This is a genomic window from Mesorhizobium sp. B2-8-9, assembly GCF_006439475.1.
GTDB lineage: Bacteria > Pseudomonadota > Alphaproteobacteria > Rhizobiales > Rhizobiaceae > Mesorhizobium.
In genome coordinates, this window is record NZ_VFTQ01000004.1 from 250,572 (window position 1) to 274,307 (window position 23,736).

Below are 23,736 nucleotides of genomic sequence, written 5' to 3' on the forward strand. Positions count from 1 at the left end.
GAACATGATGCCGAAACGGCGTCAGGTCGCCACCGCCTTGCCGTTCACCGGCTCCTCAGCCGAGGCCTGCGGCCTCAGCTTGAAGAGGATCAGCAGCGGCGCGGCGATGAAGATCGACGAATAGGTGCCGAACACCACGCCGAACAGCATCGCCAGCGTGAAGGAGCGGATCACCTCCCCGCCGAACAGCACCAGTGCCAACAGCGCCAGCGACGTGGTGACGGAGGTCAGCGTGGTTCTGGACAGCGTCTCGTTGATGGCATTGTTCAAGAGCTGCGGCAGCGGCATTTTCTTGTATTTTCGCAGATCCTCACGAACGCGGTCATAGACCACGATGGTGTCGTTCAGCGAATAGCCGATGATGGTCAGGATGGCCGCCAGCGACGACTGGTTGAACTCCAGCCCTGTCAAGACGAAGAAGCCGATCGTCATCACCACATCGTGCACCGTGGCCACGATGGCGCCGACGGCGAACTGCCATTCGAAGCGGAACCAGACATAGAGCAGGATGCCCGCCAGCGCGATCAGCATGGCGATCGTGCCCTGCTTGGCCAACTCGCCTGAGACCGTCGGCCCCACCACCTCGACCCGGCGGAAATCATATTGGTCCTGCAACTCGCCCCGCACCTTGTCGATGACGGTCTGCTCGGCATTCTCGCCGGCGTCCTGCGTGCCGACACGGATCAGCACGTCGTTCGGCGCGCCGAACTGCTGCACCTGGATCTCGCCGATATTGAGCTCGGAGAGCCTGTTGCGGATGTCGCCGAGATCGGCATCGCCCTTCTTGGACTGCACCTCGATTATCGAGCCGCCTTTGAAGTCGATGCCGTAGTTGATGCCAAGTGTCAGGAACCCGACGACAGACAGGATCGACAACGTGCTGGAGAAAGCGAAGGTCCAGCGGCGAATGCCCATGAACGGGATCTTCGTGCCTGGCGGAATGAAGGTGACCGGCGCGCGCGGCAGTTCCTTCGGCCGGGCGCGGCGCAGCCAGATCGACACCAGCATGCGGGTGAAGGTGAAGGCGGTGAAGACCGTGGTCAGAATGCCGATCGCGTAGGTGATCGCAAAGCCCTTGACCGGCCCTGTGCCCAGCCAGAACAGCACCACGGTGGCGATCAGCGAGGTGACGTTGGAATCGATGATCGTCGCCAGCGCCTTCGAGAAGCCGGTGTCGATCGCCTGGATCACCGAACGGCCGTTGCGCCGCTCTTCGCGGATGCGCTCATAGATTAGCACGTTGGAGTCCACCGCCATGCCGATGGTGAGCACGATACCGGCGATGCCGGGCAAGGTCAGCGTGGCGCCGAGCAGCGACAGCGCGCCGACGATCATTGCCACGTGCACGGCCAGAGCGATGTTGGCCAGGAAACCGAGGAACCCATAGGCGACGAACATGAAGGCGACGACGAGAATTGAGCCGATCACGCCAGCCACCTTGCCGGCGTGGATGGAGTCCTGACCAAGGCCCGGGCCGACCGTACGCTCTTCGATGATCGTCAATTTGGCCGGCAGGGCGCCGGCGCGCAGCAAGACGGCGAGGTCGTTGGCGCTCTCGGTCGTGAAATTGCCGGAGATCTGGCCACTGCCGCCAAGGATCGGCTCGCGGATCACCGGTGCCGAAATCACCTGGTTGTCGAGCACGATGGCGAACGGCTTGCCGACATTCTGTTGGGTCGCCTGACCGAACCTGGTCGCCCCGCGGGAATTGAAGGTGAACGAAACCACCGGCTCATTGGTCTGTGAATTATACGTCGGGGTCGCATTCGACAGGTCTTCGCCCGAGACGATAACGCGGTTCTCGACGAGGTAAGGAACCGGAGGATCGTCCTGCGAATAAAGGACCGAGTCGCCAGCCGGCGGGCGATTCTTCATCGCGTCCTGGACCGGCACCGATGTGTCAACCATCTGGAACGTCAGCTTGGCGGTCTGGCCGATAATGTCCTTGAGCCTTTGCGGGTTCTGGAGCCCGGGCACCTGGACAAGGATGCGATCGTCGCCCTGCCGTTGCACGATCGGCTCGGTCGTGCCAAGCGCGTTGACGCGTCGCTCCACCACCTCGATCGCCTGCGAGAGAGCGGTCGTGGTGCGATATTTGATGCCCGCATCCGTGACGGTGAACTTCAACAGCCCAGGCTCGGAATCGTCCAGCGCCATCGACTGCACGGAACCGCCGGCAAAGAGGCCGGCAGTGACCGGATTAGTTATCGGCTTCAGCGCTGTCTTGGCGGCTTCTACCTGGCTCGCATCGTTGATGCGCACCTGCACGGTTCGGCCTGTTCCGCCAAGGCCGGTATATTGGATCTTGGCGTCGCGCAGCAGCGTCCTGATCTCGTCACGCGTCGTCTGCAGCTGATCCTTGATCAGGTCGTTCTGATCCATCTGCAGCAGGATGTGCGAGCCGCCCTGAAGATCGAGGCCCAGCGTCATCTGCCGCTTCGGCACCCAGCTCGGCAATTGCGCCAGCATGCTTGCCGGGAAGAGATTGGGCGCGGCGAGGATCACTGTGACGGCCACCGCGAGCCAGATCAGGATCATCTTCAGGCGCGAGAAATAGAGCATTCGTTTTATCCGTTCAGGCGTACAAGCGGCAGCGTTCCGCCATCGAGGTTAGGATTACTTCTTGGCGTTCTGGTTCGCCACCGGCTCGCCCTTGACGCGCACGTCTGAAATCGTCGAGCGCAGCGCCGTCACCTTGGTTCCGCCGCCAAGGTCGATCTCCAGCTCGTTGTCGTCGATCACCTTGGTCACCTTGCCGACGAAGCCGCCGCCGGTCACCACCGTGTCGCCGCGGCGCACCGCCGACAGCATTTCCTGACGCTTCTTCAACTGCGCGCGCTGCGGCCGGATGATCAGAAAATACATGATCACGAAAATCAGGACAAACGGCAAAATCGAGATCAACATGTCTGGCGAGGCGCCGACGCCCTGGGCGTATGCCGGTGTAACGAACATCAAGAAACTCCTGGATGGTGAAATACCGCTGCGGCGGCCCCGCGAAAATTTGGCCGGAATATAGTCGGTAAACTTGCCAATGCAACTGCGCTGCGAGCCCGATCCGTTGCTTTTCCAGCCGTTTGCGGCGTGCTAGAGCGTCGCAGCGGAAGCGGCTTCGAGGCCACCGAAAAGATCATGCTCCAACAAAAGCTTGGACCTGGTTCTTGCAGCGATGTCATGGAAGCTGCTCCCACACGCTGAAATGCCTAAACAAAAAGACCTGATATGACCGACAGCCTGGACGCATTGAACAAGAAACTCGATCGCCTGATCGAGGCAGTCGCTCGCCTCGCTCCGCCGCCGGTTCCTCAGACCGATCTCGGTGTTGCCGACTGCTTCGTGTGGCAGGCAGACCCTGGCTTCCTGGAACCGGTGCGCAAGGTCAACCGCGTCGACATCGGCCTGATCCGCGGCGTCGACCGCGTGCGCGACATCCTGCTCGACAACACCGAGCGTTTCGCGTCCGGCTATGCGGCCAACAACGTGCTTTTGTGGGGCGCGCGCGGCATGGGCAAATCGTCCCTGGTCAAGGCCGTGCATGCCACGGTGAACGCATCCGACAAGCTCGAGCGGCCGCTGAAGTTGATCGAAATCCACCGCGAGGACATCGACACGCTGCCCAAGCTGATGGGTCTCCTGAAGGCGGCACCCTGGCGCTTCATCCTGTTTTGCGACGACCTTTCCTTCGATCATGACGACACGTCGTACAAGTCGCTGAAGGCGGCGCTCGAAGGCGGCGTCGAGGGCCGGCCCGGCAACGTCATCTTCTACGCCACGTCCAACCGGCGGCATCTGCTGCCGCGCGACATGATCGACAATGAGCGCTCCACCGCCATCAACCCTTCGGAAGCGGTCGAGGAAAAGGTCTCGCTTTCCGACCGTTTCGGCCTGTGGCTCGGTTTCCACAAATGCTCGCAGGACGAATATCTCGACATGATCGACGGCTATGTCCGCTACCACGATCTGGCGATCGACCCCGAGCAGCTGCGCGCGGAGGCGCTGGAATGGGCAACCACGCGCGGCAGCCGTTCCGGCCGTGTCGCCTGGCAATTCACGCAGGACCTCGCCGGGAGGCTCGGCAAGCCGCTCAAGGATTGAAACGTTAATGTCACTTGGGCGAGATCGTCCGTCGCAAGTCGCGCGGCGTCTGGCCGATTTCGCGGCGCATCCAATGCGCCAGATGTGACTGATGCGCGAAGCCCGTCAATGCTGCCACCTCGCTCGTGCTCAGATCGCCTTGCTTGAGCAGAACGCGCGCCCTTTCCACACGGCGTCGCAGCACGTAGCGATGCAGGGTGACGCCCGTCGCCACCTTGAACCATGTCCGCAAGTGCGAGCTGCTCGCGCCGGCAACCCGGCTCAGCCGGTCAATCGAAAGCGGCTCGTGGAGAGCGGCCTCGATGTGTTCCAGAACCCGCTTGAGCTGCGCATCCGACAACCGGTTCACTCGAACCGTGTCCGGCCCATCGAGACCGAGCAGCCTCACCGCAAGGGCGGCGCCGATGCTGTCGGCAAACAAAGGGCCGCTCGGCGCGCCGGCATTGAGGTCGCTCTGCAGCGCTCGGGCGAGATGTTCGATGCGCTGGTCACGAAGCAAATGGCGCGTGTCGAGCCGCGACGCTCGCGCCCTGCCGCCAAGTGCCGCGGCGACCCTTTCCATCAACGCCGGCTGCAAGACGATCTCGATCGTGTCGAACGGGGTTTCGGCGTCGAAGCCCCCCTCCTCGCCAGCCGGCACCAGGTCGATATCGCCGGCGCGCCTGACGAAATATCGCCCAACCTGGTTGCAGTAGGAGCGCGTTGCCGCGCTTGCATGCACCATGATGCGATGGTGTGGCGCCCGGGACAGGCGATGGACGCCTGCTTCAACATGCCGGGAGACCATTGCTATGTCGGACGAGGATCGGGCCGGCTCGAATTGCGAAGGCATGCTCTCTCGATTCATGGCGGAACCTGTCCAAGATTTGGCAATTCCCGCGCGATTTTCAACGCCGTGAACTCGTACTCACGCCTCTCCATCAAGCTTGGAAGAGAGGTTGTCATGAGTTTCTATGTTGTTGTCGGCGCGGGCCCCGTTGGGCGCGAGACGGCTCGTCGTCTTGGCGAAGAAGGACACGATGTCGTGCTCACAAGCCGAAGCGTCGGTTCGAACGCGTTGCCGAATGTGCGGACGATACGGGCTGACGCCACGGACGCCGCGGAGCTGTCACGCGTTTGCCGAGGCGCCGATGCCATTTTCATGTGCGCCATGGCCACATATCATCGGTGGCCCACCGACTTTTTCCCCATAATCGACGGCACCGTGCGCGCGGCGGAAGCCGTCGGCGCGAAGCTCATCGTGCTTGGCAACCTCTATGGTTATGGGGAGAATGCCGATCGCCCGCTTCGCTCCGACATGTCTTTAGACCCGACTTCGAAGAAGGGAACCGCCAGGACCATCATGTGGCAGCGGGCGGTCCGCGCCAGTGTGCCGGCGATCGAAGTGCGGTCCAGCGACTATCTCGGACATGGCGCGATCAGCTACTTCTCGCTGGTCGCGCTGCCTTCCATTATCGAAGGCAAGCCCACCGCCTTCATTGGGGACCTCGACGCAACTCATGCCTGGGCCTTCACCAAGGACGTCGCGAGCACGCTTGTCGCGGCCTGCCGCTACACGGGTGAATGGGGACGAGCGTTTCATGTTCCTTCGCAATACGCCTCGCCCCGCGAGCTCATCCGGAAAACCGCGGCAATGCTCGGACACGAGATCCCAGAGACACGTTCCTATTCCATCCCCGAGATGGAAGCCCTCGGCATGCATGAGCTCGTCGAGATGCGGTACCTCTTCGAGAGCCCCTTGCTGGTTGATAGCTCCGACGCGGAGACACTTCTTGGCGTGAAGGCCAGCAGCCTTGAAGAGATGATCGCCGATACGCTCCGTGATCATCTCTGAACCTTGCGGGCAGGCATGTTGCACGAATCTGAAAAAGCCCGCTCCTTGCGGAGCGGGCTGAAGACGGCGGGCCGGACTGGAGGTCAGGCGGCCCGCGAACGGTTCTTGTTCTATTCGAGGTAGCCGCTCGGGTCGACCGGGGCCGAGTTCTTGCGCACTTCGAAGTGCAGCTTCGGCGAGTCGGTGGTGCCGCTCATGCCGGACAGCGCGATCTCCTGACCGCGCTTGACCTTCTGGCCGCGCTGCACCTCGATCGAGCTTGCATGGCCATAAACGGTGACCAGGCCGTTCTCGTGCCGCACCAGCACGGTGTTGCCGAACTCCTTGAGGCCGTCGCCGGCATAGATGACGACGCCGTTCTCGGCTGCCTTGATCGGCGTTCCTTCCGGCACCGCTATGTCGACGCCGTCCTTGCCGGAGCCGAAGCCCGAGATGACCCGGCCGCGCACCGGCCAGCGCATCTTGCCGATCCCGGTCGCGTCGGGCGCCACCGCATCGTCGTCCTCGGCCTGCTGGATGACCTTGGCGTCCTTCTTCGGCGGTGTATAGGAGGCGAGCGTCTCGGTGGTCTTGGCCGCCGGCGGCGTCGTTGCCGTCGTCACCGGATCGACCGCCGGCTTGGCGGCCGCGGGCTTTGCCGCGGCAACGGCGACCGTGCCGCCGGCCGGAACCTTGAGCGTCTGGCCGATCTTGAGCAGGCCGTCCTGCATGCCGTTGGCCTGCTTCAGCGCCACGACGCCGACGCCGGTCTTCCTGGCGATCGACGACAGCGAGTCGCCCTGCTGTACCGTGTAGGAGCCGCCGGCGCCGGCCGGCTTGGCCTCGGCCATCTGCGCCGCTGGCTTGGGGTCCTTCGAGCCGCTGGCCGCGGCCGACGTATCGACCTGAGCGGCCGACTTGCCGTCCTTGATTTTCGGCTGCTGCGGCAGCACCGCGACCTTCTCGGGCGTGCCGGCAGGCTGCTTCGGCGTGTTCACCGGTTTGCCTTCGGCGACCTTCGGCTCCGCCTTGCTGGAATAGGCATAGGCGGGAATGACGATCTTCTGGCCGCTGCGGATGCCCTTCTTCGGATCGATCCCGTTGACCTTGGCGATGGCATCGGCAGGCACGTGATAGTGCTGCGCCAGGCCCGAAAGCGTCTCGCCGTCCCTGACCACGATTTCGGTCGCATGCGGGGCAGTACTGGCGTTGCGCACGGCGTCGGGCGCGGCCGTCTTGAACGGCTTGGCCGGCGCGACGGTGTTGGTGGTCGTCCTGTCGACATGCGGTGCGGGGGCAAGCGCGGGAGCCGGAGCAAGGGCGGGGGCTGACGCTGTGCGCATCGGCCTGGCCGGCGCAGCGGCAGGCTGCGAGGGCGGCGGCAGCTGCTGCGCCGTGACCGGCTCGAGGCTCGAGCGGCTCACCGACTGGGTGTGGGTGCCGTCGACCGGCGCCGGCGCGACGGTGTCGCCCGGATAGGGCTGGTCGACATTCTGCTTGTTGATGATGGCGCGCTGATTGTTGGTGGACGACGTGAACACGTCGTCGACACCGTTGAAGCGCATCGACTGGGAACTGCACCCGGCCGCCGCGCCGGCAATCATCAGGACAGCGCAACCGCGCGCCAGATTACGTCTGTTTGCCTTCAAGTGATTGAATTGCATCGCACTAACCCGCACAGACCCGGTACAAACTGGTCACGATTAAAGCGCGTTAATGTTACTGGGCGGTTAACCCATTAGAATCCGACAAAAATTTTCTTAAAACATTGGCGGAAATTTTGGCGAGGGCTGTGAAGCCCTTAAATCACCATCGCGACGCTGCGCAGGATCGGCTGCAACCTGACCATGCCGATGTCCTCGCGCTCGAAGCGGCTGCCGACCTTGGTGAGCTTGGCCAACACCTGCTCGCCCTCCTCCGGGCCGATCGGCGCGATGACCACGCCGCCGCTCGACAGCTGGTCGAGCAGGAAGCGCGGCAGGCTGTCGAAGGCGGCCCAGGCGACGATGCGGTCGAACGGCCCTTCATTGGGCAGGCCATTCGAGCCATCGGCCTGGCGGACGATGACATTGCTGATGGCCAGCGCCTCGAAGCGCTGCTTTGCCTGCTCGGTCAGGGTCTTGTAGCGGTCGACGGTGATGACGCGCGCCGCAAGCCTCGACATGACTGCGGCCGTGTAGCCCGAACCGGTGCCGATCTCGAGCACGCGGTTGCCCGGCTCGATGTGAAGCGCGGCGATCACCGCCGCCTGCAGATCGGCGCCCTCGATCGCCTCGCCGCATTCGATCGGCAGCATGCCGTCCGACCAAGCGACCGCATGGAACTGCGCCGGCAGGAAACCACGCCGCGGCGTCGCCTCGAAGGCGGCGACCAGCGCCTTGGGCGCCGCGCCCCTGCCCCGCAGTCTGAGCAGGAAAGCGGCAAAACCTTCGCGGTCGTCGATGCCCGTATTCATGCCAAAACCGTGTTCATGCCAAAACCCTATTTTATGACAGCGCCTTGGTCAGTTGGTCGCGGAGCTCATGGGCGGTGAGGTCGAGCTGCAACGGCGTCACCGACACCAGCCGGTTGCGCAGCGCATGGAGATCCGTGCCCTTCTTGCCTTCGACCGGCTCGCGGCCGAAGCGCAGCCAGTAGTAAGGCAGGCCGCGCCCGTCGCGCCGCTCGTCGACCCAAAGGCTGTGCACCAGCTTGCCCTGCGCGGTGACGACGGTGCCCTCCACCTCGTCCGGCGCGCAGTTCGGGAAATTGACGTTGAGCAGCACGCCTTCCGGCAGCGGCGTCTCCACCAGCTGCTTGAGCAACGCCGGCGCCAGCGCCTCGGTCGTCTCGTAAGGCACGACGCGATCCTCGCCGACATAGGAATAGGCCTGGCTCACCGCGATCGAGCGGACGCCGAGCAGCGCGCCTTCCATGGCGCCCGCAACGGTGCCCGAATAGGTGACGTCGTCGGCGATGTTGGCGCCGGAATTGACGCCGGACAGGATCAGATCCGGCGGTCCAGGCAGGATTTTTTTCGTGCCCATGATGACGCAGTCCGTCGGCGTGCCGCGCACGGCATAGTGCTTCTCGCCGATCTTGCGCAGCCTGAGCGGTTCCGAGATCGACAGCGAATGCGCGTACCCGGACTGGTCCTGCTCCGGCGCAACCACCCAGACGTCGTCCGACAGCGTGCGGGCGATGCGTTCGAGCGACGCCAGCCCCTCGGCATGGATGCCGTCGTCATTGGTCAGCAGGATGCGCATCAAGTCACTTCGCTTCGATCTTGGCGAGACCGCCCATGTAAGGCCGCAGCACTTCAGGAATGGTTACGCTGCCATCCTCATTCTGGTAGTTTTCGATGACGGCGATAAGAGCCCGGCCGACTGCGGTGCCCGAACCGTTGAGCGTGTGAACGAAGCGATTGCCCTTGCCGTCCTTGTCCTTGTAGCGGGCATCCATGCGCCTGGCCTGGAAATCGCCGCAGACCGAGCAGGACGAGATTTCGCGATAGGCGTTCTGCCCCGGCAGCCAGACCTCGATGTCGTAGGTCTTGCGCGCGCCGAAACCCATGTCGCCGGTGCAAAGCGTGACGGTGCGGAACGGCAGGCCGAGCCGCTTCAGCACTTCCTCGGCGCATTCAGTCATGCGCTCATGCTCGGCGAGCGAGCTTTCCTGGTCGGTGATCGAGACCAGCTCTACCTTGTAGAACTGGTGCTGGCGCAGCATGCCGCGCGTGTCGCGGCCGGCCGAGCCCGCCTCCGAGCGGAAGCATGGCGTCAGCGCCGTATAGCGCAGCGGCAGCTTTTCATGCGCGGTGATCTCTTCGCGCACGAGATTGGTGAGCGGCACTTCGGCCGTCGGAATGAGCCCAAGCCGACTGTCGCCATGCGGCGTGAAGAACAGGTCGAGCTCGAATTTCGGCAGCTGATTGGTACCGAACAATACCTCGTCGCGCACCATCAGCGGCGGGATGACCTCTTCATAACCGTGTTCGGTGGTGTGCAGGTCGATCATGAATTGGCCGAGCGCCCGCTCCATGCGCGCCAGCTGGTTCTTCAGCACCGTGAAGCGCGAGCCGGACAGCTTCGCCGCCCGCTCGAAATCCATCATGCCGAGCGCTTCGCCTATCTCGAAATGCTCCTTGACCCAATTCGGACGCGTCGGCACCTCGCCGACGATGCGCTTGACGACGTTATCGTGCTCGTCCTTACCGACCGGCACGTCGTCAAGCGGCACGTTGGGCAGAACCGCCAGCGCGTCGTCCAGCGCCTTGTCGAGTTCGCGCTCGCGCGCCTCGCCATTCTGGATGAACGCCTTGATCTCGCTGACCTCGCCCTTGAGCTTCTCGGCGAGCGCTGAATCGCCTGAACGCATGGCGTTGCCTATCTCCTTCGAGGCGGCATTGCGGCGTTCCTGCTTGACCTGCAGCTCACTGAGATGCGAACGCCGCGCTTCGTCCTTGGCGACCAGGTCGTCGACCGTGGACTGCGCTTCATCCGCCGGCCACGAGCGCTTCACCAGCGCTTCGACAAGGGCCTTGGGGTTGTCGCGAATCCATTTGATATCAAGCATGGTCGATCCTCAAAAGTAAGGATCGAGGGCGTAAACCGCATCCGCCATCGATGCAAGACGGCGGATAAGCGCGCCGCCGCGATTCCCGACTGGGAAGCCCCGTTTAGGCCGACGGCGCATCCGGCGTGTTGCTGGCGGCAGAGCTTCCCGCCTCCGCCTGCTCGCGCGCCAGGCGGTCGCGCGCCTGGCTGCGTTCAATCATACGCGAGGACCAGATGGCGACCTCGTAGAGAATGATGGTCGGGATGGCGAGGCCGCACTGGCTCATCGGATCGGGCGGCGTCAGCACGGCCGCAACGACGAAGGAAAGGACGATCGCCCATTTGCGCTTCTCGGCCAGCGCCTGCGACGACAATATGCCGACGCGGGTCAAAAGGCTGGTCACCACCGGCAGCTGGAACACCAGTCCGAAGGAGAAGATCAGCGTCATGATCAGGCTGAGATATTCCGACACCTTCGGCAGCAGCGAGATCTGCACCTGGTCGTTGGTGCCGGTCTGCTGCATGGCCAGGAAGAACCACATGACCATCGGGGTGAAGAAGAAATAGACCAGCGAGGCGCCCATCAGGAACAGGATGGGCGATGCGATCAGGAACGGCAGGAAGGCGCTGCGCTCGTTCTTGTAGAGGCCGGGCGCGATGAACTTGTAGATCTGCGTTGCGATCAGCGGGAAGGCGATCACCATGCCGCCGAACATGGCGAGCTTCACCTGCGTGAAGAAGAACTCCTGCGGCGCGGTATAGATCAGCTCGACCTTATGCGGGTCGAGCCCTGCCCACTGTGTCGCCCATTTGAAGGGGACGACCAGAAGGTTGAACAGGCGTTTGGCGAAGAAGAAGCAGACGAGAAAGGCGACGAAGAAGCCGCCCAGCGACCAGATCAGGCGGCGGCGCAGCTCGATGAGATGCTCGATCAGCGGCGCGGACGATTTTTCGATTTCTTCCTTTTCCTTGTCCGAAACGCTCACTTGGTGCCGCCCGTCATCTTCTTGCCGTCGGTTGCCCTCTTCGCGGCCGGCTTCTTCGCCGCGGCAGGCGTTGTCTCAGTCTTGGGCGCGACCTTCCTGGCGGGCGCGGCGGCTTTAGCCGCAGCCGGCGAGGATTTGGCCGGCGCTTTCGCTGCCGGCGCCTTTGATGCCGCTGCCGTTTTCGCCGCTGCGCCGGCGGTCCTTGCCTTGGCTGTCACCGCCTTTTTCGCCGGCTTGGCCGGCACGGCGGTGTCAGAAACCGGTGCGGTGACGGAGGCGTCGGTCATGGCCGGGAAGGCTGGAGCGGCAGAGCTAGCCTCGGGCCCACCGACGCCAGGCAGGTCCGTCGCACCGTTCTTGAGCGGCTCGGCGGCCTGCGGCGCTTCCGCTGCCGGCGCCGCCGGATCGGCGGCCGGCTTGGGCTTCATCATCGTATCGACGCCGGCGCGCACATCGGCCGCGGCCTGCTCGAACGGATTGAGCTGCTTGCGCACCTCGTTCATCGGATTGAGGCCGCGAAGACTATCGATCGAGCTCTTCACATCGTCGAGCTCGGCTTCCTTCAGCGCTTCGTTGAACTGCTTCTGGAAGTCGCCGGCCATGGCGCGCAATTTCGCCGCGGTGCGGCCGAAGGTGCGCAGCATGTTGGGCAAATCTTTCGGCCCGACGACCACGATCATGACGACCGCGATCACCAGCAGCTCGCTCCAACCGACTTCGAACATGACAATCTATTCCGACGGGTGCCTGCCGCCCAAAAATGCGAAGCGGTTTTGGGACAACGGCATGCTCAAAGCAACAACCAAGATCAGCTCTTGCTGACCTTTTCCTTGGCCGGCGAAACAGTCTCGTCAGCGCGATGCTCGACGGTACGCTTGTCGTCGGCGTCGTCGTCGGCCATGCCCTTCTTGAAGCTCTTGATGCCCTTGGCCATGTCGCCCATCAGTTCCGGGATCTTGCCGCGGCCGAACACCAGAAGCACGATGACCAGCACGATCATCCAGTGCCAAATCGAAAATGAACCCATAACAATCTCTCTCGAATGGTTTCCCTCGGCGATGATCTATGCGTTTTCGCTCAGGGATTCAAACACAACCGCTACGAAGTTGATAAAATGGCTAGCGGATGTCACGCACTTTCGGCGTGAGCGGCTTGCTACGAATCCGCGCAGCCTCTGCTAATAGACCATTCGCGGCGATTTGATGATCACTCGTCGGTGACGCGCGGCGTCAGCAGCCCGAGCTCCTCGAGGTCGATATCCGTCAGCGCATCCTCGTCTTCGGCGAGCGCGTCCGGGTCGGCCGGCGGAACCGGCATCGAGAAATTCGCCGGCATGCGCGTCGAGAGCAGGCCAGCGCCCTTCAGCTCTTCCATGCCGGGCAGATCGCGGATCTCCTCCAGCGCGAAATGATCGAGGAAAGCGTCGGTGGTGCCGTAGGTCACCGGCCGTCCGGGCGTGCGGCGGCGGCCGCGCATCCTGACCCACTCCGTTTCCAGCAGCGTGTCGAGCGTGCCCTTCGACGTTTCGACCCCCCTGATGTCCTCGATCTCGGCGCGCGTCACCGGTTGGTGATAGGCGATGATCGCCAGCACTTCGAGCGCCGCGCGAGAGAGCTTCCTTTGCTGCACGGAGTCCCGGCTCATCAGGAAAGCCAGGTCGCCCGCGGTGCGGAAAGCCCAGGCATCGCCGACCCGTACCAGGTTGACGCCGCGCTTGGCATAGATTTCCTGCAGATCCGCCATTGCGGCGGCAATGTTGACGCCTTCCGGCAGGCGCGCGGCAAGCTGCTTTTCGCTGACCGGCTCGGCACTGGCGAATATGATCGCCTCGGCCATGCGCACGGCTTCCGACAATTGCAGCCGCTCGGCCGGGTTTTCGATGGAACCCTGCTCGGCCATCTCGTCTTCCGGTTCGTCCTCGACCTTGAACGGGATGACCGACGCGTTGGCGCGTTCGCTCATGATACCACCTCGACTGCCCTTACCCCTTGCGCGCGGCCGCGCAGATAGATCGGCGCGAACACCTGATCCTGCCGAACTTCCAATTTGCCCTCGCGCACCATTTCGAGCGTCGCCGCGAAGGAACTGGCCATCGCCGTGCGCTTCTCTTCCGGCGCCGCCAGATATTCGATCAGGAAGCTGTCGAGCGTCGTCCAGTCGCCGACCGAGCCGATCAGCCGCGCCAGCACCTCGCGCGCATCCTTGAGCGACCACACGGCGCGCCGGGCGATCGTCACATTGTTGATCGCCTGCCGCTGGCGCTGCTGCGCATAGGCGGTGAGCAGATCGTAGAGCGAAGCCGAAAAGCTGTTGCGCTTCTCGACAATGACCATTTCCGGCATGCCGCGCGCAAAGACGTCGCGGCCAAGGCGGTTGCGGTTCACCAGCCGCGCCGAGGCGTCGCGCATGGCTTCAAGACGCTTCAGCCGGAATTGCAGCACCGCCGCCAGTTCCTCGCCGCTTTCGCCCTCTTCGCCCGGCTGTTTCGGGATCAAGAGCTTCGACTTCAGGAAAGCCAGCCACGCCGCCATCACCAGATAGTCGGCGGCAAGCTCGAGCCTCAGCGCCCGCACCTTTTCGACGAAGGCCAGATATTGCTCCGCGAGCGCCAGGATAGAAATGCGCGCCAGATCGACCTTCTGGTTGCGGGCAAGATGCAAAAGAAGATCGAGCGGGCCTTCGAACCCCGCCACGTCGACGACCAGCGACGGGTCGCCGGTCAGGCGTGAATCGTCGTTCTCGGCCCACAGGCGGTCCATCGGTGCGGCCTTCGCGGCCTTGCCTTCCAATGTCTCCGCCACTTGCCCTTCGTCCCTTCGGTTCAGGCCACCGCTTCGAAATAGGTGGCGAATTCTGCGCGTATGGCCGTTTCATCGGCGACGTCGCGATCCTTTATATAGGTCAGCGCCCGCTCGGCGCGCTGCAAAGACTTGCCTGACAGCGCCGTCGTGCGCGACGCGATCCCTGACATCTCCTCGAAAACGCCGTTGCAGTGAAGGACGAGATCGCAGCCGGCCGCAAGGATCGAGGCCGCCTTTGTCGGGAAATCCCCAGAAAGTGCCTTCATCGACGTGTCGTCGCTCATCAGCAGCCCGTCGAAGCCGATCTCGCCGCGGATCACCTGATCGACGACCTTGGCGGACGTCGTCGCCGGATTGTCGGGGTCGACCGCGCTGTAGACGACATGCGCCGTCATCGCCATCGGCAGCTCGTTCAACGCCTTGAACGGGGCAAAATCATGCCGTCTGAGTTCATCGAGCGGCGTATCGACGGTCGGCAGCGCGAAATGCGTGTCGGCAAAGGCGCGGCCGTGGCCGGGAATATGCTTCATCACCGGCAGCACGCCGCCCGACATCAGCCCCTTGGCCGAGGCCCGGCCAAGCTCGATCGCGGCGTTGGGCTCCTTGCCATAGGCACGCGCGCCGATGACGTCGCTGGCGCCTTCGACGGGCACATCGAGCACCGGCAGGCAGTCGGCGGTGATGCCGAAGCGCGAGAGATCGAAGGCATGCAGCCGTGCCATCAGCCAGGCGGCGCGGCGGCCGGCCTCGCGGTCGTCGCGCCATAACGCGCCAAGCGCGCCGCCGGCCGGGTAGTTCGGCGCCAACGGCGGACGCAGGCGCTGCACCCTGCCGCCTTCCTGATCGATGAAGACCGGAGCCTCCGGGCGACCGACGCAGTCGCGCATCGAGGCGACGAGGTCGCGGATCTGCCCGGCTTCGCCGATGTTGCGCGCAAACAGGATGAAGCCCCAGGGACGTTCGTCCCGATAGAAATGGATTTCGTCCTCTGTGAGGGATTTCCCGGCGCAGCCGAGGATCATGGATTTTGATTCGCTCATGCCCGGAAGCTTAAGGCTTTGAGCGAGCAAAGGGAATCACCCCTGCCCTCGGACCAGCCAAAGCCCGCAACCGTCCACAACGAAAAGCCGGCGCGGCCTTTCGGCGGCGCCGGCTTTGATAGGCTTGATTTAATCAGCGCGATACGAAGCAGTTGCCGCCGGCCGCCTTGTAGCTGGTGCAAAGGCTGATCGCATCGTTGCGCGACTGGGCCGCAACGCGGACGCGGTAGAAGGTACCCTTGCCCGCGACCTCGGCCTTGACGATGTTGGCCGTGCGGCCGGACAGCACGCCGCCATAGCGGCGCTGCAGGTCCTGATAGGTCGACTGCGCGCTTTCGACCGTCGGCTGCGATGCGATCTGCATCGACCACGAGCCGCCGCCGGCGGCCGCCGCCGGATCGATCGAAGCGACCTGGTCCGGCTTGACCTCGCCGACGATATCGACCGGCTGGTCGGACGGACGCGCCGGCGCCACCGGCGCCACTGCCGGCGTGTTGGCCGACTGCGCCTTGGCTTCAGTCTTCTTCGCGGGTTTCACCGGCTTGACGGCCGGCGCATCGGCCTGGTCCGTAACGGCCTGGCCCGCGTCGGAAGCCACGGTTCCCGTCTGCTGGCCGTCGGAGGCCGGCGCGACATGTTGCGGCGCCGGATCGCTCGGTTCGGCCGCGGCGACCTTCGGCGCAGCGGCTGGAGCCGGGTCCTCGCGCGGCACCAGCGAGCCGTCGGGTTTCACCATCATCGTCTTCACCTTGCGCGGCGCGACGGCGACGACATCGTTGTTGGCGGTGTTCTCGGCATCCTGCTGCAGCACCTGGGCGATGCGGTCTTCCGACTTCGGCGCCGGTGCCGCCGGCTGCGCGCTTGCCGGCGCGGTAGGCTGCGCGCTTGCGGGCGCGGCAGGTTGCGTGCTTGCGGGCACAGCCGCTTGCTCGACGCCGGGCAATGCTGTGCCTGGATCGCCGGCGGCGTCAGTGCCGGCCGCGGCGCCATTGTCGTTGGGCGAAAGGTCGACCACACGGCTCTGCGGCGGTTCCTTCGATGCCAGATCCACGGGCTGCTCGGTGGTGTTCACCAGCTTCTGCTGCACCGGCTCGGCCGGCTTGGCCGCGCCGCCGCCCTTGGCGACCGCGTCGTAAACCTTGTTGTCCTGGTTCGGCACCACCGTGCCGCCCGGATTTTCCGGCTTCACCTTGATCGGCGAATTGTCGGCCTTGACGATCACCGGGGCCGCGCTGCCGCCTTTGCCGCCGAAGGAGAAGGCCAGCGCGCCAAGGCCGCCGAAAACCACCACTGCGCCGACGAGCGCCGCGATCATCACGCCGCGCCTGCGCGGCTGCGCCGCTTCGCGCTCGGCAAGCCCGGGGATCGCCATCGCTTCTTCGAGCTCGGGATCATAGTCGAGCTCATCGGCAGCGAATTCGTCCGCCTGCGAAACCGGCCGGCTGCCGGGCAAATCATCGGCATCGTAATCATTCGCGGCGGCAAGCGCAGCCGGGGTCACCGGAGCCGCCGGAGCCTCGGCACGCAAGTCGCGACGATCATAGCCATTGAAGCCGGCATTATAGGATTCGTCGTCATAGCTGCGGCTCTGTGTCGGCGCCGACGCGATCTCCGTCGCGTTCATGTCGGTGAGCAAGCTGGCGAATTCCGCATCGAGATCGTCATATGCGGGTGCCGCCGGCTGGTCCTCTTCGAAGCTGAGCTCCGGAATGTCGAGGTCGTCCGCGAGCGCGACCACGCGCTCCGGCACGTCGACCGTCTCGACGTCGGGCATGTCACCATGCTCGTGGGGGTGTTGTGGAGGCACAGGCGCCTGCGCCGGCTTGGCGTAGGCGGAATAATCCGTAGCCGGTTCGCTGCGGTAGGCCGGCGCCGCCACCTGCATTGGCGCTGAATGCGCGGTCATCTGCACCGCCGTCGAGGCTGCCGGCTGCGCAGCAAACGAAACCTGCACCGGCGGAGCGGCGGTCGGGGTCGAGCGACTCCACGACCTTGCCGGCTCGGCGTTCGTCGAATGCAGCCAATCGGACGAATTTGCCCTCGCCCGGGCGGCCTCCTGCTCGGCTTCGATACTCCGGGCGAAAGCGGCGCCGAATTCGTCGTCATCAAAATCGACCGCGGGCTCTGCCTTGGCCGAGGTTGCGAAATCCTGGTGATCGAGCTCGCTGGCGAGCAGGTCGTCCAGGTCGCTTTCGACCGGCTGACCGCCCTGGCCGCTCTGCGACGGCTGCTGCTCGTCGAGATTCCAGTCGAGATCGTCGGTCTCGGCCTTCTCGCTTTCGTGGCTCGCAGGTTGCGCAACCAGCCGTGGCGTGGGAGCAGGCTCCCTGACAGCCGGCATCGGCCGCGCGGTCATGGCGCCAAGCAGCGCATTGAGCTCGTCTTCCAGGCTGCGCTCGCTGGCGGCCGGCTTCACGGGCTCAACGGCGGCGCTCGGCGGAACCGGAGCGGCGACGGCGGGAGCCGCCTCGGCGACGGTCGGCTGCAACGCGGCAACAGGCTCGACGGCCGGAGCTTGCGGCTCCTCGTTCAACGCATCGCGAAAGCTCAACTCGAAATCGTCATCGAGGGTCAGCGCGGCGGCAGGTTCGGGCGCGGCGAGCTCCGGCTCGGCGGTGGCCGTCTCGGCCGGCGCCTCGACAGTCGGCGCAGACTCGTCGTCAAGCGACAGCTCAGGCTCTTGAAGATCCTGACCCTGGCCGAGATCCATATCCTGGCCGAGATTGATATCGACATCGGTCATCGCCTGATCGAAATGACCGGCAAAATCGTCCTCGGAAATCAGCGGGGCGGCTGCGTGAGCTTCGACCGGCTCGGCGGCCTGCGCATGCTGCTCCGGCTCCTGGCTCTCAAACGACAGCTCGTCTTCGAGCGACATCTGGACCGCGTTGTCGAAATCGGCGTCGAACGCCGCCTCGCTTGCGGCCTGCATGGCCTCGACGGCGTCCTGACGCGCGTCAGCCGGCTCTTGATCGTCGAGGTTGGCGAGCTCTTGATCGTCGAGGTTGGCAGGCTCGTGATGGTCGAGGTTGGCAGGCTCGTGATGGTCGAGCTGGAAATCCTGGTCCAGCGAAGCCGCCATTTCCCGGTCGATCGCAAGATCATCTTCGACCGGCGAGACATCGAGCGAACTGGCGACCGCCTTGTCGAAATTGTCGTCGAACGCGACTTCCGGCTCGGAAGCTTCTTCTGGCACCGGCGCGAAATGCGCCTCAGATCCAAAATGCGCCTCTGGCGCGACTTCCGGTTCGGGCGCCGCCTGCGGCTGCGGCGCAAAATCCGGATCCGGCGCACGGGCCACAGCGAAGTCGGCATAATCCGCCGCGTCGTCGAATACGAAATCCTGCTCGAAGGAAGCGGTAAGCTCGTCGTCATTCGCGGCGGCGCTGGCAGCCTCGAAGGCCGGCTCTTTGCTGATCTGATGCAGTGCAGCCTGCTGAGCGACCGGCGCGCTTTCCTCGACGGTGTCGAACTCGCCCATCAACTCCTTCTCGAGGTCGATGTCGAAATCGTCAGCCTCCACGGCCTGATTGGCCTTTTCGGCCGCGGGGGCCGGCTGCCGCACCGGCTGGCGCGGATCGAAACCCATGATCCGGGTCAGTTCAGCGAACGGATCATCGTCGGCGATGTCGTTGTGGTCGGCTACTTTCAGCGGGGTTCTGTCTGCCATTATTGTTCCCGAACTCGCACACAGTCGGACGCCATGGACGTCGCGCAGGGTTGGCCCTTACCAGCGCAATGTGGGCAAAAGGTGACAGGTTTTTTAGTTAAACCTAACGCATTTCGATGGGCGCGTCTGCCCCGATAAGCGTCAAGCCGGAAGTCAAAACATCCGAAACAGCCTGCACCAGCCCTAGTCTGGCATAAGTTGATTCTCGGTCGTTAACCTTAACAAAACGTAAGTCCTGGTTGTCGTTGCCGCGATTCCACTGTGCATGGAAGCCGGAAGCCAGATCGTAGAGGTAGAATGCTAGCCGGTGCGGCTCCAGCGAAAGCGCCGCGGATTCGATCAGCCGGGGAAATTCGGCCAGCTTCCGGATCAGCGCGATCTCGCCCTCGTCGCCCAGCGCAGCCACCGAGGCCGCGAGCCGGTTGCGATCGAAGTTCGCCTCGCCGAGCTGCTCGCTCGCCTGCCTGAAAACGGAATGACAGCGCGCCGACGCGTACTGCACGTAGAACACCGGATTGTCCTTCGACTGCTCGGTGACCTTGGCGAAGTCGAAATCGAGCGGCGCGTCGTTCTTGCGGTAAAGCATCATGAAGCGGATCGGGTCGCGGCCGACCTCTTCCACGACCTCGCGCAGCGTGATGAAATCGCCGGACCGTTTCGACATGCGGACAGGCTCGCCGTCGCGGAACAGTTTTACAAGTTGGCAAAGCAGCACGGTGAGCTTGACGGCATCGCCGGCAACCGCGCGCGCCAGCGCCTCGAGCCGCTTCACATAGCCGCCATGGTCGGCGCCGAGCACATAGATCAGGTCGACGAAGCCGCGATCGACCTTGTCCTTGAGATAGGCGACGTCGGCGGCGAAATAGGTGAAGGAGCCGTCCGACTTGGCCAAGGCCCGGTCCATGTCGTCGCCGACCGCGGTCGAGCGGAACAGCGTCTGCTCGCGGTCTTCCCAGTCGTCCGGCTTCTCGCCCTTGGGCGGCGGCAGCTTGCCTTTGTAGATGTGGCCCTTCAGCGTCAGGTCGGCGATCGCCGCCCGGATCTTCTTGGCGTTCTCTGCATGCAGCGTGCGCTCGGAGAAGAACACGTCGTGATGCACGTTGAGCAGCGCCAGGTCCTCGCGGATCATCGCCATCATCGCATCGACGGTGCGGTCCTTGACGATCGCCAGCGCCTCCTCTTCCGGCATCTGCAGCAGGCCGCGGCCGAATTCCTCGGCCAGCGCCTGGCCGACGGGGACCAGATAGTCGCCCGGATAAAGACCGGGCGGGATCTCGCCGATATCGTCGCCGAGCGCCTCGCGATAGCGCAGCAACGCCGAGCGGCCGAGCACGTCGATCTGCGAACCGGCGTCATTGATGACGTATTCCTTAGTCACGTCGTAGCCGGCGAAGGCCATCAGATTGGCCAAAGCATCGCCGACCACGGCGCCGCGGCAGTGGCCAACATGCATGGGGCCGGTCGGGTTGGCCGAGACATATTCGACATTGGCCTTGCGGCCGCCGCCGACGGTCGAGCGGCCATAATTGCGCCCCTCGCCGAGCAACGCCGCCAGGTGCGTGTGCCAGAATGCGTCCTTCAGCCTGAGATTGACGAAGCCCGGCCCGGCGATCTCGGCCGAGGCAATATCAGCGTCGCCCCGCAGCGCTTCGGCCAGTTTCTCGGCAAGCGCGCGCGGGTTCTGTCCGGTGGGTTTGGCCAGCACCATCGCCGCATTGGTCGCGAGGTCGCCATGGCTGGCGTCACGCGGCGGCTCGACCGCGACACGCGACAGGTCGGGCGCGGCTCCATCCTTGTCTTTCAGGTCAAGGGCTTCGACGGCTTTTATGATCCGCGCGTTGAAATCGGCGAAGATATTCATCGGAAGTGCTCTGGGCTTTAAGAGGCGACCGGCTCGATGGCCGGCAAAATCGAGGCTCGCCCTAGCTCAAATCGGGCGTATGGTCAAACAGACGCCGATGTTCCTTGAGCGCATAGGTGTCGGTCATGCCGGCCAGGAAGTCGGCGACGCTGCGCGCCTTGATGCGGTCCTCGGCCCGGTCGAGCCCTTCGCGCCAGCCGTCGGGCATAGCGCGCGGATCGGCGAAATAGACGTCGAACAGCTCGCGCACGATCTGTTCGGCATCGGCCCGCACCCGCATAACCTCCGCATGCCGGTAGAGATGCTTGTAGAGAAAGGCCTTCAATTCCTTTTCGGCCGCCGCCATGCTGGCCGAGAAGGTCACCAGGGTCTCGCCGGCCGCTCGTACCGCATCGGCGCTGTCCGGCTTGAGCCGCTCGATATTGGCGATGGTCGATGCGATGACATCCTCGACCATCAGCGTGATCTGCCGGCGCATCAGCTCGTGGCCGGTGCGAACATCGTCGAGCTGAGGATATTTGGCACGCACGCTGTCCAGGATCGAGCCGGGCAGACCGACCTCTCCAAGCATATCCAGCGTCAGCAGCCCGGCGCGCAAGCCGTCGTCGATGTCATGGGCGTTGTAGGCAATGTCGTCGGCGATCGCCGCACACTGCGCCTCGATGCCGGCGAAACGGTCGAGCTCGAGGTCGTGCAGCTCCGAATAGTCGCGGATCGCCTGCGGCACCGGGCCCTTGAGCCCCTTCCCGCTCGCGTCGGTCAGCGGGCCATTGTGCTTGACCAGCCCCTCCAACGTTTCCCAGGTGAGGTTCAGCCCGTCGAATTCGGCATAGCGCCGCTCGAGCCGCGTCACGATACGCAGCGACTGGGCGTTGTGATCGAAGCCGCCCCAGGTCGCCATCTTCTCGTTGAGCGCGTCCTCGCCCGTATGGCCGAAGGGCGTATGGCCGAAATCATGCACCAGCGCCACGGCTTCGGCGAGATCCTCGTCGCCGCGCAAGGCCCGTGCCAGCGCGCGGGCGATCTGCGCCACCTCGATCGAATGCGTCAGCCGCGTGCGGTAGTGGTCGCCCTCATGCGCGACGAACACCTGCGTCTTGTGCTTCAGCCGGCGAAAGGCGGTGGAATGGATGATGCGGTCGCGGTCGCGCTGGAACGGTGTGCGGGTCGAGCTTTCCGGCTCGTCGAACAGGCGGCCGCGCGAGCGCGCCGGATCGCTCGCATAGACGGCGCGCGGCCGGTCGCCGAACCCGATGTCGCCGAGAGCATCCTTGCCCTGCCGCTCGTCCATTGATCCACCAGTTGACTTGGCCCCGCCCGCTTCATACCTATCATGTGAAACCGAAAGCAAGGTGACGCCGATGGGCGCGGATGCCAAGACTGCCATGAAGGTCGAGATGACCGATGCCGCGGCGAAGCGGATCGCCAGGATTGTTTCCGGCGAACCGGGCAAGACGGCGCTGCGCGTTTCCGTCGAAGGCGGCGGCTGCTCCGGCTTTTCCTACAAGTTCGATTTGGTAGGCGACCGCAACGATGACGATGTCGCCATCGAGAAGGACGGCGCAACCATCCTGATCGACGACCTATCGCTGGTCTATATGGGCGGCTCAGTGATCGACTTCGTCGACGATCTGATGGGCCAGTCCTTCCAGATCAGGAACCCGAACGCGGTCGCCTCCTGCGGCTGCGGCACGAGCTTTTCCATATAGTCCGATGCCTGCCATCGGCGCGGTCCGTCAGGTCGCGCTCTCGGCTGGCCGCGATCTCGATGCGACGCTTGCTTTCTGGCGTGACGTGCTTGGTCTGAATGTGCACGCTCGCTACGATCCGCCCGGCATCGCGTTCATACTGGCCGGTGATGTGCGCCTCCTCTTCACCGACGGCGTTCCGGCCGGCACCGTCTATTTCGACATCACCGGCCTCGAAGCCTTCCACGCCGAGGCGAAAGCCGCGGGCATTCCCTTCACCGCGCCGCCGACGCTCGTCCACCGCGACACCGAGGGGCGGTTCGGCCCGGCGGGGGAAAGCGAATGGATGGCCTTTCTAAAGGACCCCGCAGGCAATACGATCGGCCTCGTCGAACGCCTGCCGCCCGAAGAGCATTGAGGTCCTCATGAAGATCGTCACCTGGAACATCAACGGCGTTCGCGCCCGCATCGGCAACCTCACCCATTGGCTGACCGAAAGCGCGCCGGACATCGTGTGCCTGCAGGAGATCAAGACTGTCGACGACCAGTTCCCGCGCGCCGAGATCGAGGCGCTGGGCTACAATGTCGAGACCAACGGCCAGAAGAGTTTTAATGGCGTCGCTCTTCTGTCGAAGCTTCCCTTCGACGAGGTCAATCGCGGCCTGCCGGGCGACGACGCGGATGATCATGCCCGCTTCATCGAAGGCGTTTTTTCCACCAACCAGGGCGCCTTGCGCGTCGCTTCGCTCTATCTGCCCAACGGCAATCCGGTCGACGATGAACGGAAGTTTTCCTACAAGCTCGCCTGGATGGCGCGGCTGGAGCGTTGGGCGCAGGAGCGGCTGCGGATCGAGGAAGCGCTGGTGCTGGCCGGTGACTACAACGTCATTCCCGAACCCGCCGATGCCCGGTTTCCCGAGAACTGGCTGGGCGACGCGCTGTTCCAGCCACAGACGAGGCAGGCCTTTCGCCGGCTGAAGAATCTCGGCTTCACCGAAGCGGTGCGCGCCGTGACCGACTCGGCCGGCGTCTACACCTTCTGGGATTATCAGGCCGGCGCCTGGCAGAAAAACAACGGCATCCGCATCGACCACCTGCTGCTCTCGCCCGAAGCCGCCAACCGCTTCTCGTCGGCCTCTGTGGAAAAGCACGTCCGCGCCTGGGAAAAGCCGTCCGACCACGTGCCGGTCGCCATCGACCTCAGCCTGCAGCCCGCCTGAGACGTTGCCAGGCACCCTGACCCAGTA

Annotated in this window: 21 protein-coding genes; 5 read left to right on the forward strand and 16 right to left on the reverse strand. The window is 64.2% G+C overall.

Annotated features, from left to right (window positions below; genetic code table 11):
• Nucleotides 1–21: 21 nt before the first annotated feature.
• Both secDF and yajC read right to left on the reverse strand, forming a co-directional pair.
• Nucleotides 22–2,562 carry a protein translocase subunit SecDF gene (gene secDF / locus FJ423_RS07410; protein WP_140840454.1) on the reverse strand — a complete coding sequence of 847 codons (2,541 nt, stop codon included), beginning with the start codon at nt 2,560–2,562 and terminating at the stop codon, nt 22–24.
• Nucleotides 2,563–2,616: 54 nt separating this feature from the next.
• Nucleotides 2,617–2,955 (reverse strand): preprotein translocase subunit YajC, encoded by a 339-nt coding sequence (gene yajC, locus FJ423_RS07415; protein WP_095765024.1) that lies wholly within the window; start codon nt 2,953–2,955, stop codon nt 2,617–2,619.
• Between the two features lie 267 nt (nt 2,956–3,222).
• Here yajC and FJ423_RS07420 point away from each other — a divergent pair, with 267 nt between their 5' ends.
• Entirely contained in the window at nt 3,223–4,095 is an 873-nt protein-coding gene (locus FJ423_RS07420) for an ATP-binding protein (protein WP_140840456.1), read from the forward strand.
• Nucleotides 4,096–4,105: 10 nt separating this feature from the next.
• On the opposite strand, the gene FJ423_RS07425 is transcribed toward FJ423_RS07420, so the two are convergent.
• Entirely contained in the window at nt 4,106–4,927 is an 822-nt protein-coding gene (locus FJ423_RS07425) for an AraC family transcriptional regulator (RefSeq protein WP_140840458.1), read from the reverse strand.
• Nucleotides 4,928–5,038: 111 nt separating this feature from the next.
• Here FJ423_RS07425 and FJ423_RS07430 point away from each other — a divergent pair, with 111 nt between their 5' ends.
• Nucleotides 5,039–5,929, forward strand: a complete 891-nt coding sequence (locus tag FJ423_RS07430; protein ID WP_140840460.1) for an NAD-dependent epimerase/dehydratase family protein — start codon at nt 5,039–5,041, stop codon at nt 5,927–5,929.
• A 110-nt stretch (nt 5,930–6,039) separates the two neighbouring features.
• On the opposite strand, the gene FJ423_RS07435 is transcribed toward FJ423_RS07430, so the two are convergent.
• From FJ423_RS07435 to FJ423_RS07495, 13 genes are all read right to left on the reverse strand, one after another.
• Nucleotides 6,040–7,572 (reverse strand): peptidoglycan DD-metalloendopeptidase family protein, encoded by a 1,533-nt coding sequence (locus FJ423_RS07435; RefSeq protein WP_140840462.1) that lies wholly within the window; start codon nt 7,570–7,572, stop codon nt 6,040–6,042.
• A 137-nt stretch (nt 7,573–7,709) separates the two neighbouring features.
• Complete coding sequence (locus FJ423_RS07440; RefSeq protein ID WP_140840464.1) at nt 7,710–8,363, reverse strand: protein-L-isoaspartate(D-aspartate) O-methyltransferase; 654 nt, start codon at nt 8,361–8,363, stop codon at nt 7,710–7,712.
• Nucleotides 8,364–8,394: 31 nt separating this feature from the next.
• Nucleotides 8,395–9,153 carry a 5'/3'-nucleotidase SurE gene (gene surE, locus FJ423_RS07445; RefSeq protein WP_140840466.1) on the reverse strand — a complete coding sequence of 253 codons (759 nt, stop codon included), beginning with the start codon at nt 9,151–9,153 and terminating at the stop codon, nt 8,395–8,397.
• Nucleotides 9,154–9,157: 4 nt separating this feature from the next.
• Nucleotides 9,158–10,462 (reverse strand): serine--tRNA ligase, encoded by a 1,305-nt coding sequence (gene serS / locus FJ423_RS07450; protein WP_140840468.1) that lies wholly within the window; start codon nt 10,460–10,462, stop codon nt 9,158–9,160.
• Between the two features lie 103 nt (nt 10,463–10,565).
• Nucleotides 10,566–11,429 (reverse strand): twin-arginine translocase subunit TatC, encoded by an 864-nt coding sequence (tatC, locus tag FJ423_RS07455; RefSeq protein ID WP_140546602.1) that lies wholly within the window; start codon nt 11,427–11,429, stop codon nt 10,566–10,568.
• Nucleotides 11,426–12,154: a Sec-independent protein translocase protein TatB gene (tatB, locus tag FJ423_RS07460; RefSeq protein WP_140840470.1), complete on the reverse strand. Its 729-nt coding sequence runs from the start codon at nt 12,152–12,154 to the stop codon at nt 11,426–11,428. Before tatB ends, tatC begins: the two co-directional genes overlap by 4 nt.
• 83 nt (nt 12,155–12,237) lie before the next feature.
• A complete protein-coding gene (locus FJ423_RS07465) occupies nt 12,238–12,456 on the reverse strand; it encodes a twin-arginine translocase TatA/TatE family subunit (RefSeq protein WP_027167260.1) in 219 nt (72 codons plus the stop codon).
• 179 nt (nt 12,457–12,635) lie between these two features.
• On the reverse strand, nt 12,636–13,391 hold the full coding sequence (scpB, locus tag FJ423_RS07470) for an SMC-Scp complex subunit ScpB (RefSeq protein WP_095765016.1): 756 nt from the start codon (nt 13,389–13,391) through the stop codon (nt 12,636–12,638).
• Entirely contained in the window at nt 13,388–14,188 is an 801-nt protein-coding gene (locus FJ423_RS07475) for a ScpA family protein (protein WP_095765568.1), read from the reverse strand. Before FJ423_RS07475 ends, scpB begins: the two co-directional genes overlap by 4 nt.
• 62 nt (nt 14,189–14,250) lie before the next feature.
• Nucleotides 14,251–15,270 (reverse strand): beta-N-acetylhexosaminidase, encoded by a 1,020-nt coding sequence (nagZ, locus tag FJ423_RS07480; RefSeq protein ID WP_140840472.1) that lies wholly within the window; start codon nt 15,268–15,270, stop codon nt 14,251–14,253.
• Nucleotides 15,271–15,403: 133 nt separating this feature from the next.
• The gene (locus FJ423_RS07485) at nt 15,404–18,940 is read right to left on the reverse strand and encodes an SPOR domain-containing protein (protein ID WP_140840474.1); all 3,537 of its coding nucleotides are present in this window, start codon (nt 18,938–18,940) and stop codon (nt 15,404–15,406) included.
• Between the two features lie 103 nt (nt 18,941–19,043).
• Nucleotides 19,044–20,801: an arginine--tRNA ligase gene (gene argS / locus FJ423_RS07490; protein ID WP_140840476.1), complete on the reverse strand. Its 1,758-nt coding sequence runs from the start codon at nt 20,799–20,801 to the stop codon at nt 19,044–19,046.
• A 61-nt stretch (nt 20,802–20,862) separates the two neighbouring features.
• Entirely contained in the window at nt 20,863–22,092 is a 1,230-nt protein-coding gene (locus tag FJ423_RS07495; protein WP_140840478.1) for a deoxyguanosinetriphosphate triphosphohydrolase, read from the reverse strand.
• A 70-nt stretch (nt 22,093–22,162) separates the two neighbouring features.
• Here FJ423_RS07495 and erpA point away from each other — a divergent pair, with 70 nt between their 5' ends.
• From erpA to xth, 3 genes are read left to right on the forward strand one after another with little or no spacing between them, the layout of a single operon-like run.
• Nucleotides 22,163–22,510, forward strand: coding sequence for an iron-sulfur cluster insertion protein ErpA (gene erpA / locus FJ423_RS07500; RefSeq protein WP_042644753.1), 348 nt, complete (start codon nt 22,163–22,165; stop codon nt 22,508–22,510).
• Nucleotides 22,511–22,514: 4 nt separating this feature from the next.
• Nucleotides 22,515–22,907, forward strand: coding sequence for a VOC family protein (locus FJ423_RS07505; protein ID WP_140840480.1), 393 nt, complete (start codon nt 22,515–22,517; stop codon nt 22,905–22,907).
• 7 nt (nt 22,908–22,914) lie between these two features.
• Nucleotides 22,915–23,709 carry an exodeoxyribonuclease III gene (gene xth / locus FJ423_RS07510; protein ID WP_140840482.1) on the forward strand — a complete coding sequence of 265 codons (795 nt, stop codon included), beginning with the start codon at nt 22,915–22,917 and terminating at the stop codon, nt 23,707–23,709.
• The last annotated feature ends 27 nt before the right edge of the window (nt 23,710–23,736 follow it).